At 61.6% G+C, this 12,623-nt stretch carries 14 protein-coding genes; 7 read left to right on the top strand and 7 right to left on the bottom strand.

Features of this window, described 5'->3' with window-relative positions; translation table 11 throughout:
- The first annotated feature begins 34 nt into the window (after nt 1–34).
- The 3 genes from L6418_RS08490 (at nt 35) to grxD (ending at nt 1,086) form a co-directional block, all read left to right on the top strand.
- Nucleotides 35–391: a cyclic nucleotide-binding domain-containing protein gene (locus L6418_RS08490; protein ID WP_237246493.1), complete on the top strand. Its 357-nt coding sequence runs from the start codon at nt 35–37 to the stop codon at nt 389–391.
- A gap of 111 nt (nt 392–502) precedes the next feature.
- Nucleotides 503–739 carry a BolA family protein gene (locus L6418_RS08485; RefSeq protein WP_237246492.1) on the top strand — a complete coding sequence of 79 codons (237 nt, stop codon included), beginning with the start codon at nt 503–505 and terminating at the stop codon, nt 737–739.
- A 17-nt stretch (nt 740–756) separates the two neighbouring features.
- Nucleotides 757–1,086, top strand: coding sequence for a Grx4 family monothiol glutaredoxin (gene grxD, locus L6418_RS08480; protein WP_237246491.1), 330 nt, complete (start codon nt 757–759; stop codon nt 1,084–1,086).
- An 18-nt stretch (nt 1,087–1,104) separates the two neighbouring features.
- On the opposite strand, the gene L6418_RS08475 is transcribed toward grxD, so the two are convergent.
- Nucleotides 1,105–1,659: a YaeQ family protein gene (locus L6418_RS08475; RefSeq protein ID WP_237246490.1), complete on the bottom strand. Its 555-nt coding sequence runs from the start codon at nt 1,657–1,659 to the stop codon at nt 1,105–1,107.
- A 135-nt stretch (nt 1,660–1,794) separates the two neighbouring features.
- Nucleotides 1,795–3,468 carry a methyl-accepting chemotaxis protein gene (locus L6418_RS08470; RefSeq protein ID WP_237246489.1) on the bottom strand — a complete coding sequence of 558 codons (1,674 nt, stop codon included), beginning with the start codon at nt 3,466–3,468 and terminating at the stop codon, nt 1,795–1,797.
- Between the two features lie 317 nt (nt 3,469–3,785).
- On the opposite strand from L6418_RS08470, the gene L6418_RS08465 reads away from it, so the two are divergent.
- Together L6418_RS08465 and L6418_RS08460 are read left to right on the top strand one after the other, a co-directional pair.
- Nucleotides 3,786–4,079 carry a TusE/DsrC/DsvC family sulfur relay protein gene (locus L6418_RS08465; protein ID WP_237246488.1) on the top strand — a complete coding sequence of 98 codons (294 nt, stop codon included), beginning with the start codon at nt 3,786–3,788 and terminating at the stop codon, nt 4,077–4,079.
- Between the two features lie 7 nt (nt 4,080–4,086).
- On the top strand, nt 4,087–4,851 hold the full coding sequence (locus L6418_RS08460; RefSeq protein WP_237246487.1) for a hypothetical protein: 765 nt from the start codon (nt 4,087–4,089) through the stop codon (nt 4,849–4,851).
- On the opposite strand, the gene L6418_RS08455 is transcribed toward L6418_RS08460, so the two are convergent.
- The 3 genes from L6418_RS08455 to L6418_RS08445 all read right to left on the bottom strand — a co-directional run bounded on the left by L6418_RS08455 (nt 4,848) and on the right by L6418_RS08445 (nt 7,494).
- A complete protein-coding gene (locus tag L6418_RS08455; RefSeq protein WP_237246486.1) occupies nt 4,848–5,579 on the bottom strand; it encodes a pseudouridine synthase in 732 nt (243 codons plus the stop codon). The genes L6418_RS08460 and L6418_RS08455 overlap by 4 nt on opposite strands.
- A gap of 16 nt (nt 5,580–5,595) precedes the next feature.
- Nucleotides 5,596–6,192, bottom strand: a complete 597-nt coding sequence (locus L6418_RS08450; protein WP_237246485.1) for a malonic semialdehyde reductase — start codon at nt 6,190–6,192, stop codon at nt 5,596–5,598.
- 66 nt (nt 6,193–6,258) lie between these two features.
- Nucleotides 6,259–7,494, bottom strand: coding sequence for an MFS transporter (locus L6418_RS08445; protein WP_237246484.1), 1,236 nt, complete (start codon nt 7,492–7,494; stop codon nt 6,259–6,261).
- A 79-nt stretch (nt 7,495–7,573) separates the two neighbouring features.
- Here L6418_RS08445 and L6418_RS08440 point away from each other — a divergent pair, with 79 nt between their 5' ends.
- Nucleotides 7,574–9,364, top strand: a complete 1,791-nt coding sequence (locus L6418_RS08440; RefSeq protein ID WP_237246483.1) for an N-acetylglutaminylglutamine amidotransferase — start codon at nt 7,574–7,576, stop codon at nt 9,362–9,364.
- A gap of 236 nt (nt 9,365–9,600) precedes the next feature.
- On the top strand, nt 9,601–10,488 hold the full coding sequence (locus L6418_RS08435) for a DMT family transporter (RefSeq protein WP_237246482.1): 888 nt from the start codon (nt 9,601–9,603) through the stop codon (nt 10,486–10,488).
- Nucleotides 10,489–10,525: 37 nt separating this feature from the next.
- Here L6418_RS08435 and L6418_RS08430 read toward each other — a convergent pair whose 3' ends face one another.
- Nucleotides 10,526–12,172, bottom strand: a complete 1,647-nt coding sequence (locus L6418_RS08430) for a methyl-accepting chemotaxis protein (protein WP_237246481.1) — start codon at nt 12,170–12,172, stop codon at nt 10,526–10,528.
- Between the two features lie 48 nt (nt 12,173–12,220).
- Nucleotides 12,221–12,406 carry a hypothetical protein gene (locus L6418_RS08425; RefSeq protein ID WP_237246480.1) on the bottom strand — a complete coding sequence of 62 codons (186 nt, stop codon included), beginning with the start codon at nt 12,404–12,406 and terminating at the stop codon, nt 12,221–12,223.
- Nucleotides 12,407–12,623 lie beyond the last annotated feature (217 nt).

Below are 12,623 nucleotides of genomic sequence, written 5' to 3'. Positions count from 1 at the left end.
AATCATTCCATCGACAGGAACGGAAGGGGGCAACATGAATCTGGCTGAGTTGTTTCGTCACGAGACCGACCTGCAACCGCTGCAGGCGGGGCAGACCTTGTTCAACGAGGGGGAAAAGGGCGAGCTGATGTATGTGCTGATGTCGGGCCAGGCCAGCATCTTCGTACGCGGCAAGCTGGTGGAGATTGCCGAGGCGGGAGCCATGGTGGGCGAGATGGCGATGATCGACGATGTGACCCGCACGGCGACGGTGATCGCCATGACCGATTGCACGCTGCTGCCGCTGGACCGCAGGCGTTTCAATTTCCTGGTCCAGCAGACCCCGAACTTCGCGCTGCACGTGATGCGCGTGATTGCGGACCGCCTGCGCCGGGTGGATGCGATCCTGTGACGCAGGATGCCGTATCGGCCTACTGGATAAGGGGGTAAGCGGCACATGTCCCATCGCAGCGGCGGCAAACAAGGATAAACTAGCGGTTTCGAAGACTCAGGAGTTTTGTCCATGGTGACACCGGAAAATGTCAGCAGCTATATCCAGCAGGGACTGGAATGCGAATACATCGATGTCGATGGCGACGGGCGCCATTTCGAGGCGGTGATCGTGAGCAAGGCTTTCGAGGGCAAGGGGATGCTGCAACAGCACCAGCTTGTCTATCGCGCCCTGGGCGACAGGATGGAGCAGATCCATGCCCTGTCGATGAAAACCTTTACCCCCGAGCAATGGGCCAATCAGGCCTGAACATTCTGGAGAGAGAGATGGACGCAAAAGCAATCGCATTGGAAAAGATCAGGAAGACCGTTACCGAGAACCCCGTCGTGCTGTACATGAAAGGCACACCGCAGTTCCCCCAGTGCGGGTTCTCGGGGCGGGCGGCGCAGGTGCTCAAGGCCTGTGGCGTGGAGAAGTATGTCGCGGTGAATGTGCTGGCCGACCAGGAGGTGTACGACAACCTGAAATACTACGCCGACTTCCCGACCTTTCCGCAGCTGTACATCAAGGGCGAATTGATCGGCGGCTCGGACATCATGCTGTCGATGTACGAGCAGGGCGAACTGCAGAAGCTGCTCGCAACCGCTTCCGCCTGATCGAGCGGGGCGGCCGGTCTATTTCCGGCCGCTCGCCGTCTTGAGCGGCATTCGATCCACCTGCACGCTGGTATGCCCATCGCTTAGCCATATCTGCCCATCCTGGATGGTGCATTGCAATTGCATCGTGCGTTGCGCCAGCCTGGTCAGTGCCTGGGTGCTTTCGGTCGGCAGGTTGACGATGGTAAGGTTTTTCTGCCGTTCGAATTGCGCGCTGTTCTGCGCGAACCACATGTCGGCCACACGCCCGCCATAGCTGTATACCACCACCTGATCCGCGCGGCCGCACGCCTTGCGGATCAGCTTCTCATCGGGGATGCCGACATCGATCCATAGCTTGATCGCCCCGGTCAGATCCTTCAGCCAGATATCCGCCTCTTCGTCGTTGGTCATGCCCTGACCGAACTCCAGGTGCTCATGGGCATGCAGGGCAAAGGCCAGCAAGCGGACCATAAGTCGCTCATCGGTTTCGGAAGGGTGGCGGGCCAGGGTCAGCGCGTGATCCTGATAATAGTGACGCTCCATATCCGCGATTTGCAGATCGGCCTTGAAGATGGTTGCCTTGATTGCCATGGGATGACTTGTCGATGTGCAGTGGATGTACGGGCGCAGACTACCAAGAATGCAGCGCACTGGCTGGATTTTTTCGCCCCGTTGCCGGGGGGAAGGGCCGGAGGATTTTGCGCAGAGCCGCGGCCTGCGTGGGATTCAAGCCTTGTAGCCGATGCGGAAGCCGCCCCACTGCCTGCCACACACGAAGATCGGGGCTGAGATGTCGTGCACTACCTCGCCGGTGTCGCGGCGGTAGGTCTGGATCAGGAACGGCTGGTTGTGGCTGCCGCAACGCTTGCCGACCGGGTCGCTGAAGATCCGTTTGGTACGGGAATGCAGCGTGTCCTGCTTGAGATCGCCGGTGATCGGGGCGGAGAACTTCTTGTTGTGGGTGGGGAAATATCCGTTCCGGTCGACCGCGCCCGCATACACGAATTCAGGATGCTGCTGGAGCAGCGGTTCCTGGATGGCGGGAAACAGCTCGTCGGTCAGCTTGTCGAAGCGCGTATGGTATTTGGGCGGTTCCACATCGGGGATGCGCTCGTAGTTGTCGTCGAACAGATCCGCTTCGCTGATGCGTTTCGCGGCGATCGCCCGTTCCAGCGTGTCCCCGATGGCGCGTGCCGCTGCTTGCACCACGGCGGGTACCTTGCCGTGCGTTTCCAGCCCCTTCAGCCCGGCATCGCCGAGCTTGAATACATTGTCCAGCTCTTTCAGGTTCACGGCCAGGTGGTCGAGATGGGTGGCCTGTTCCTGCATTTTTCCCACTACGCTGGCATTGCTCTCGGCCTGCGCCAGGATGTGGTGCATCTGCTTGCCCACCAGTTCGCTGGCTACCGTCTGCTCGGTGATCGCCGCGGCGATGGAGGTCGACTCGTCCAGCGTCGACTGGGAGCTGCGGTTGATCTGGGTCAGCGCATCCGCTGCCTGACGCGCCAGTGCCGCGCCCCCCTGAGCCAGCGCGGTACCGGACTGTACCTTGCCGATGGTCGTGGCCGTCTCCGTCTGGATGCCGGCGATCATGGCCGAGATCTCTTTGGTGGCGGTGGAGGTCCGTTCGGCGAGCTTGCGCACTTCGTCCGCGACGACCGCGAATCCGCGGCCGTACTCGCCGGCACGCGCGGCTTCGATGGCGGCGTTGAGGGCGAGCAGGTTGGTCTGGTCGGCGATGTCGTGGATCGCGGCGGCGATACCGTTGATCAGCTGGGTGCGTTCGCCCAGCTGGTTGATCGAGCTGGCCGAATCCTCGAAGGCTTGCGCGACGCGTTCGATCTCGCCGGCGGCATTCTGGGCGACCCTGGCGCCGTTGCTGGAGAGCTGGCACGATTCACGGGCGTTGTCGGCAGCGCGCCTGGCGTTCTCTGCGATGCTCTGCACATTGCCTATCATCTCCTCGATGGCCTGGCCGGCGGCTTCGGCGGCATCCTGTTGCGCCAGCGATCCCGCGCTCAGCTGCCCCACCATGCTCTCCAGCGACAGGGCGGAACTGGCGACCTGGCTGGAGTTGAACATCACTTTGCCGACGATGCTCTGGAAGTTGTCCAGCAGTTCGTTGAGTGTCCTGGCGGTGTCGTCTGCCACCCCGTTCGAGCCGGTCAGGCGCAGCGCGAGGTTACCCTCCATCTTGACGGTCTGGATGGCGCCACGCAGTTTTTCCAGCGGGGCCAGCAGGCTGGACCGGATGAGTGCCACCAGGATCGCCAGCGAGACCAGGGCGACACCGATGCCGGCAGACCATCCCGCGATGGAGGAGCCCAGATTCATCGCCAGGATGAGGATGATGAGTTGCGACGAGAACACCGTTGCCAGCATCTTTGTTTTGATCGACATCTTCCTGGTTACCATTCCCTGAAATTGATATGCGGCCGTCGGTGCGACTGCCTGCCTGAATCGCGACCCGCTTTCTCGGCGGGCGATCCTTGTCCTGTGGCTATCGGCATAAACCCTGTTGTCTTTAACGAAGATTTGATCTGTCGATCCGTGGGTTCTGGCATAGTGCGGATGGCGCCGGTCCGCATGAGCCGGTTTTTTGCAGCCCGATTTTGGGCTGGTTTATACTCCTTGCGCATCCCCCTTCGGAGTAGTTGCCTAAAATACTCGGGTATAGTTTAATGCGTGCCACTTACATAAGCTGAAAGGTGTAGATCATGCAAATCCCGCAACGCGATGGTGATGGTTATCTTGTCGACATGAGCGACTGGACGGAAGAGATCGGTCGTGCGATGGCCGAGGCGGACGGCTTTGAGCTGAATGACAAGAAGTGGCAGCAGATCCTGAAGGCACGCGAATATTACGAAGAGTTCGCGTCGGTGCCGCCGATCCGCAAGTTCGCCAAATACATCGAGGAAGATCAGAAGGATGTGTTCGACCTGTGGATGACCGGGCCGATGAAACCGATCACCAAATACGGCGGCATGCCCAAGCCGACCGGTTGCGTCTAACCGGTTGGTGCGGAACTACCTGCGTTTCGGGTTGCTGGCGATCTGCGCGTTGCGCGGATTTGCCGCCTTTGCGGCGCCGGACGAGATACAGGTCTACACCGACGAGATGAATGCTCCGGGCAAGTTCGGCCTGGAGCAGCACCTGAATTACGTCCTCAAGGGAACGCAGACCCCGGCCTATCCGGGGGAAATGGTCACGAACCACGTGGCGCAGGTCACTCCCGAATTCTCCTACGGCATCTCGGACACCCTGGAGGCAGGGCTGTACGTGCCTCTGGCCACCACGCCGGGCGGTTACACTTTCCTCAACGCGTTGCGTTTGCGGCTGAAATATATCGCGCCCAAACACGACGACGACATGTTCTATGGCCTGAACGTGGAAGTCGGCCGCGATACCTTGCGCACCTCCGACAGCATCTCAGGGATGGAACTCCGGCCGATCATCGGCTATCGCGATGCGAAATGGCTGGTGAGTTTCAATCCCATCCTGAACATGGGGCTGGCAGCGAATGTGAGCCGTCAGCCGCACTTCGAGCCCGCATTCAAGCTGACACGCAGCGTGGGCGACGGGGTGCGCAGCGGGTTCGAGTATTACGGGACATACGGTTCGTTGAGCCACCTGCCGCCGGGCAACCAGTTCGGGCATACGCTGTATGCCGTGGCCGATATGGAGAAGGGCGGCTTCGATGTGAATTTCGGTATCGGTCGCGGTTTCGTGAATGCCACCGACACCTGGGTGATGAAGGCGATCATCGGTTTTCCCTTCGACTAACCGCGGTCGTTTCGCTCGCCCGCCAGCAAGTCCAGCTGCTTTCCTTCCAGGTAGCACCACTCACCCTCCGCCAATCCCAGCGCGTCGAGCCCGAGCTGGCCGATCCGGATGCGGCACAATGTTGTGCAGTGGTTGCCGGCTGCCGCCAGCATGCGCTTCACCTGGTGGTATTTTCCCTGCTCCAGCACGATCATCAGCCGGTGCGTATCCAGCATGTCGCAGACGACCGCCGCCAGCGGCGCCGGTTCGTCGTGCAGCTTCACGCCGTCCATCAGTTGCCTGACCAGTTGCGGCGTCACCGGATCGTGCGTGCTGGCAACGTAGACCTTGGGGATGTGGCGCCTGGGCGAGGACTGGGCATGGATGAAGGCGCCGTCATCCGACATCAGCAACAGCCCGGTGGTGTCGTGATCGAGACGCCCCACCGGCTGCACGTCGCGCAAGGCGAACTGTTCCGGCAGCAGCGAAAGCACGCCGGGGTGATGGCTGGGTTTGCGCGAACATTCGTAGCCGGCGGGCTTGTTCAGTGCGATGTACACATGTTCGCGATACGTCCATGGCTCGCCGTACACGCTGAACTCGAGGCCGTCGGTCTCGACCACGGCGCGACTGTCGGTGATCGTCTCCCCGCCGATGGCGACGTCGCCGTCCTCGATCAGTTCGCGGCACCATTTGCGTGTGCCGAAGCCCTGCGATTGCAGGACGCGGTCGAGCGGGAGCTTGCTCATCGCCGGACGGCCGTGCTCAGGCGATGCTGCAGGCTTCGGCAAATTCCAGCCGCACGTTGCGCGGATAGACGCCCTTGGGATCGCCATAGCCGAGGTTGCAGATGAAATTGGATCTCACGTTCGTGCCGGCGAAAAACTGCTGGTCGATGGCGGCATTGTCGAAGCCCGACATCGGGCCGCAATCCAGGCCCAGTGCGCGTGCGGCGAGGATCAGGTAAGCGCCTTGCAGGGTGCCGTTGCGGAAGGCCGTGATATCGGCCAGCGCGGCGTTGCCGGCGAACATGTCGCGCGCACCTGGGATGGGCGGGAACAGTTTGGGCAGGTTGTCGTAAAAGCGGGTGTCGTGGCCGATGATGGCGGTGACCGGCGCGGCCATGGTCTTGGCGCGGTTGCCTTCCATCAGGGCCGGCATGAGTTTTTCCTTTGCCGCCTTCGATTTGACGAACACGATGCGCGCCGGGCTGCAGTTCATCGAGGTGGGCGCCATGCGCAAGGTGTCGTAGAGGCGATGCAGCAGTTCGTCCGCGACCGGCTTGTCCTGCCATGCGTTGTGGGTATGTGCATCGAGGAACAACTGGTCGAATGCTGCCTGGTTCAAGGGGGTGCCGGACATGATGAGCTCCTGTGGGTAGAGATGGAGGGAAAACGCGCAGATAGTCTAAACGAAAATGGCCTGTCCTTATTTCGGGGCGACGTCGGGCAGGTTCGGGTGCTGGTCGTGCATGACGATGCGCGAAACGAACCAGATCGCCAGCAGGTTGGCGGCCATCGCCACATAACCTACCGACTGGTAATGCACGATGGCGCCATCGCCGTTCTGGGTGATGATGAAGCCGGCCAGGGTGGTGGCGAGTCCCATGGCCAGCGACTGCACCGTGGCGTTGAGCGACATGAAGGTGCCGCGCAGTTTGGGTTGTGCCGCCGACGTGATGATGGTCATCGCCGGGATCATGCGCCCCGATATCAGCACGAAAAAGGCGGTGGTGGCGATGAGCCACAGCCACAGCGGGGCTGCGCCGATATGTGTCACCACCAGCAGCGGCAGCAATGCGGCAAAGGCCAGCAGACGATAGACCCTGACCTTGCCGCGGACATCGGCCCAGTGCCCGATCAGGCGCGCGGTGAAGAAGGTCGCACCGCCGCCGACGAGGTAGACCAGCGGGATTTCCTGCAGCGCGATGCCGACGTTGCCTACCGCATAGACCGTGATGTAGGGGATCACGGTGAAGCCGGAAAAGATGATCAGTGCAGAAAAGAGCAGCGCACGCAGGTGGTTGGTGTCGCGCAGCACCTCGAACATCGCGGAGAAAGGATGCGCGCGCTTTTCGGCGCTGATGTGATGGCGCAGTTCGGGCAGCACGCGCATGCCGACGAAAATGAACAGGATGACCAGCGCCGCGATGAACACGAACGGCGCGCGCCACTGCAGGTGGTTGGCCAGCCACAGCGACAGCGGCACTCCGGCAACGGTGGAGATGGAAAAGGCGGCCGACACCGTGCCGCTGGCCTTGGCGCGGCGGGCGAAGGGGATGGTGTCGCCCACCATGGTCTGCACCAGCGCTCCCATGACGCCGCCGAACGCGCCGGCCAGGCCGCGGGCGATCAGCAGGGTGAGGTAGCCAGGGGCGATGGCGCATGCCAGCGTTGCCAGGCCGAACAGGGCGAACATCACCAGCAAAAGGCGCTTGCGCTCGAAACGGTCGACGAACGTGGCACCGAGCAGGCCCGAGATGGCGGCGCTGAAACTGTACGAGGCGACCAGCAGGCCGAATTCGTGCGTGCCGATGCCGAACTCCCTGATCAGGACCGGACCGAGCGGCATCATGATCATGAAATCGAGGATGTGGCTGAACTGGATGCCCGCGAGGGTGAGCAGGAAATACTTTTCGTGCTGCGGGGTAAGATGGCTGTGCATTGCGCGGATTTTAACAGGGTTCGCCCAAATGCTCCGAGGGTAGGCGATAATCCGGCATCCGAATCGACTGGAGTTCTGCATGTGCGGCATTTGTGGTGAATTGCGTTTCGACCGATCGACGCCCGATATGGAGGCGCTGAAGCGCATGACGGCGAAACTGGCGCGGCGCGGGCCGGATCACGAGGGGCATTTCAATGGCGGTGCGGTGGTATTCGGCCATCGCCGACTGTCGATCATCGATCTTTCCGCGCATGCCGACCAGCCGATGGTGGATGACGACCTGCGCCTGGCATTGGTGTTCAACGGTACGATCTACAACTACAAGGAGCTGCGCGCCGAATTGGTGGAGATGGGCTACGACTTCTTCTCCGAAGGCGACACCGAAGTGATACTCAAGTCTTACCACGCCTGGGGCGAGCGTTGCGTGCAGCGTTTCAGCGGCATGTTCGCGTTCGCGCTCTGGGACATGCGCGACAAGACGCTGTTCATGGCGCGCGACCGTCTCGGCATCAAGCCGCTGTACTACACGCTGGACGGTGTGCGCCTGCGCTTCGCCTCCACGCTGCAGGCATTGCTTGCGGCCGGGGGAGTGGACAAGAGCCTCGATCCGGTGGCCTTGCATCACCACTTCACGTTGCACAGCGTGGTGCCTGCACCGCGCACCATCTTGCGCGGGGTGAAGAAGCTTCCGCCAGCACACACCATGACGTTCAGCGCATCGGGCGAGGTCAAGCTGCAGCGCTACTGGTCGCTGGAAGCGACGCGGCCGCAGCAGGCGCTTTCCGAGCAGGACTGGCTGGCAGCTACCCGCGCCGTGCTGGTCCGTGCGGTGGAGCGGCATCGCCTGGCTTCCGATGTGCCGGTGGGAGTGCTGCTTTCAGGCGGGCTGGATTCGAGCCTGCTGGTGGGATTGCTGGCCGATCATGTGGATGACCTGAATACCTTTTCCATCGGCTTCGAGGAGGTGGCGGGCGAGCTGGCGGACGAATTCCAGTATTCCGATCTGGTCGCCGGGCATTTCAACACGCGTCACCACAAGTTCGCCTTGCCCAACAGCGAAGTGCTGAAACGCCTGCCGGAGGCCATCGCGCAGATGTCGGAGCCGATGCCGAGTTACGACGTGACCGCGTTCTACCTGCTCGGCGAGAAGGTGGCGGAAGAGGTGAAGGTGGTGCTGGCGGGGCAGGGGGCGGACGAGGTGTTCGGCGGCTACTTCTGGTATCCGCGCATGGAGGCGGCGAGCGGCACGCCGCTGGCACGTTTCTCGCAGCATTATTTCGACCGCGACCACAGCGAATTTCTGGCGATGGTGACGGATGACTATGCCGTGCCGGACGTGACCGCCGAATGGGTGGAGCGCGAGCTGGCGCTGCCGCAGGCGGACGAGTTCCTCGATGAAGTGTTGCGGCTGGATGTGACCGCGCTGATGGTGGACGATCCGGTCAAGCGTGTGGACAACATGACCATGGCCTGGGGGCTGGAGGCGCGCGTGCCCTTCCTCGACCATGAACTGGTCGAGCTGGCGGCGCGTATGCCGCCCTCGCTGAAACTCAAGGAGGGCGGTAAGTTCCCGCTCAAGGCGATCGCACGCGGCCTCATCCCCGATGCCGTGATCGACCGGCCCAAGGGATATTTCCCGGTGCCGGCGCTCAAATACGTGCGCGGAGAGTTCCTGGGCCGGATGCGCGAGCTGCTGGATTCGGAAGCCTGCATCCGGCGCGGCCTGTTCCGGCGCGACTACGTGGCGAAGCTGCTGGCCGATCCGGAGGCGCACCTCACCCGCATCCAGGGCAGCAAGCTGTGGCATCTCGCCTTGCTGGAGTGGTGGTTGCAAACGAACGTTGACGGCGATCCGTCGGCACCCGCATAATCCGGCCCATGAACTCCATGCATTCCATTCGCAACGTCCGAGTCCGCCCGTGCGCATTCCTGCGCAAGGCGTGGCATCGCACGCAGGGTGGCCTGGAGAGCTAGTACGCGGCAGTTTGGTATTCGCAGTTTTCATCAGGCCACAGAAGATCTCTGTGGCCTTTTTGTTTTTTGGCCGTTTCCCTTCGACAGGCTCAGGGAGAACGGAGCTGTATGAACCGAGCCCGGGAGAGCATCATGTCGCTGCCAGCCGCATTCGTTTCGGTCATCCTGATCTGGTCCACCACGCCGCTCGCCATCAAATGGAGCGCAGTGGGAGTGGGCTTCAGCTTCGCGGTATTCATGCGCATGACTGTTGGTGCGCTGCTGTGCGCTGTCCTGCTGGCCGCCTGGCGCGTTCCGGTGCCCTTGCACCGCAAGGCGCTGCAGGCCTATCTGGCGGGAGGGCTGAGCATGTTTGGCGCGATGGTGCTGACCTACTGGTCGTCCCAATTCGTCAGTTCCGGCATGATCGCGGTGCTGTTCGGGCTATCCCCGCTGATCACCAGCCTGGGGGCGATGATGTGGCTGAAGGAAGAGGCGATCACCGCGAGCAAGCTGGCCGGGATGGCGATGGGGCTGCTGGGCCTGTTCCTGGTGTTCCGCGGCGGGCTGGATCTGCACGCCGGTTCTGCGCTCGGCCTGATCGCCCTGTTCCTGGCGGTGGTGTCGCAATCGCTGGGGCTGGTGTGGCTCAAGCGCATCGGCGACGACAGCCCGCCGCTGGCGATGACGCTGGGAATATTGGTGGTGGCGTTGCCGTTGTTTTTCGCAGCCTGGTGGCTGGCCGACGGGCAAGTGCCCGCGGAAATACCGGAACGGGCCGTGGCGGCGACGCTCTACCTTGGCACGTTTGGCTCGGTGCTGGGTTTCGCCCTGTACTATTACCTGATCAAGCATATGGAGGCGGGCCGCATTGCGCTCATCACGCTGATCACGCCGGTGATGGCTCTGCTGCTGGGGCACGGATTGAATAACGAAGCCGTGTCGCCGCAGGTGTGGCTGGGGACGGCAAGCATCGTGTCAGGTTTGTGCCTGCATCGCTGGGGCGAACAGTGGCTGAGGCGCATGGCGAAGCAGGCATAACTGGGTCGTTTACCCGCCATCCTGCATGCCTGGACGTTCAGCCTGCCATGGCAACCGTTTTGAAACGGTCGATCGTGGTCTTCATCGCAGCAGCCAGTTCCTGCAGCGTGCTGGCTGACCTGGCGGTCTCGGTCGCGACGATGTCCTGCTCCTCGGTCATCTTGGCGATCTGTTCGACGTTTCTGGCGATATCGTCGCTGGCGACGAGCTGCTCCCTTACCGATGCCTCGATCCCCTGTACGCCGCTGGCTGCCTGAGTGGCCGAACGGGATGTCGCATTCAGGCTGGACAAGACCGTTTCCAGGCAAGCGTTGCTGTTCTGCAAGGCTTCCAGGCCGCTGCGGATGGCGTTGTCTGCGGCTTCCGATTGCTGGCACAGGTTTTTGGTGATGGCGTCGATCTCTTCGGCGGATTGGGCCGATTGTTCGGCGAGCTTGCGCACCTCGTCCGCCACCACCGCGAACCCGCGCCCCTGTTCGCCGGCACGAGCCGCTTCGATGGCTGCATTCAAAGCGAGCAGGTTGGTCTGGTCGGCCAGTCCTTTGACCCGGCTGGTCATCGCCGTGATCGCCTGAGTACTCTGCACGAAACTCTCGATCGAGGCGGCGATGTTGCCGACGGTACGCTCGATGGCCCCGATCTCCGCTTTCAGGGCAAGCATGCTCTGGTTGCCGTTCTGGGCATGCTTCAGGTTGTGCTCGGAGACTTTCTTCACTTCGCCCGCATGGTCGGCGACGGATGAGATGCTGACGGCCATCTGCTGCATGGCGGCGGCGGTGGAAGAGGTGGCTTCGTGCTGGCTATGGGAACTGGCCGAAGCCTGAATTGCCGCATTGGAAAGCTGCAAGGCGGCTTCTGCCACCCTGGTGCAGGTCTGGTTGATCTCGGCAATGATCTTCCCCAGATCGAGACGCAATTGTTCGACGTGATGGGCGATCTTGCCCATTTCATCGTCGGTGGATTTTTTTACCGGGATCGAGAAATCGCCTTGTGCGATGTGGGAGATATCCTCAACCAGCTTGTGCGCCGGGGCGATGATCCCCACATGGACCATCCAGATGAAGGCGGCCGTGGTCAACACGATCACCACCGCGATGATGAACAGGCTGAGGTGGATGCCCCGGTGTCCCTGTGCGATGACGGTCTCGCTGACCTGCTGGCGCAGTTCGTTGAGCTGATTGGCTGCACCGGTCAATAATTCGGTCGGTGCGCGATCCATGCCCTTCACCATCCTGTCGCCGACCCTGCTGTCGTATCCGCTCTCCCTGAATGCCTGCAATCCCTTGCGGTAATTGGCTCCCATGGTTTGATGGGCCAGCAGGAACTGATCGACCATCTCCCTGGCTTTGCCATCCGTCAGGCTGGCTTGCAAGGCCCGCCCGCTCTCCTGCACCTTGCGCTCCTGGCTCTCGAAATTCCCCCAGTGCTTGTCGAACGCAGCGGGATCGCTGCCGCGCAACAGCAGGTCTTTCCATTCCTGCACCTGTTTCTTGAACTCCGTCTGCATGCTGAGGATCGCGCGCTCGTCGGCGGTACTCTTGAGCAGGTCGTGTTCGAAGAAATACAGGCTGTTCGATGAAAGCCACAGTCCGAACAAGGCGGCAGACAGCAAAAGGCCGGTCCCCGTGCCGGCGATCAGCAGCAACTTGAGGCGTATGCTGGGTATTCTGGTGATCAGGTTCATATCAACTCCTTTGTTCGATATGTACGATGGAAATGCAGCGAGGGCGCATCAACGCAGGGTGATGGCCAGGTAGCCAAAGAGGTGCGAGATGGAAAAGGCGGCCCACCAGGCGGAAGCCTGGCTTGCCGCCGATGCAGGGCTTTCGCCGGCATGCAGGGTCATGACAAAGACCCCCGCGCCATACACCAGCAATAGCCCCATGCCGATTCCAATGATGAAGATTGCCGAAGCCATGATGACCTCCTGTCGAGAGCGATTTCATGTACGGTACGTCCCCCGGTGTGGCGATGCGTTCAATGATCGATGTCGTCGTTGCCGGGAGACGGAGTATCCATTCCGCGATTCAAGGGTCAATATGCCAAACGGACTAGCCGGAGCGGAAAAGATATAGATAGAGATATATGCTTGCCTGCCTTGCGGGAGGTCGGCTGGCGGTATAATCGCTGCGGGT

The organism is Sideroxyarcus emersonii, from assembly GCF_021654335.1.
Classification (GTDB): domain Bacteria; phylum Pseudomonadota; class Gammaproteobacteria; order Burkholderiales; family Gallionellaceae; genus Sideroxyarcus; species Sideroxyarcus emersonii.
Note: the sequence above shows the minus strand (reverse complement) of the source record. Positions and strands in the feature narration are given on the sequence as shown.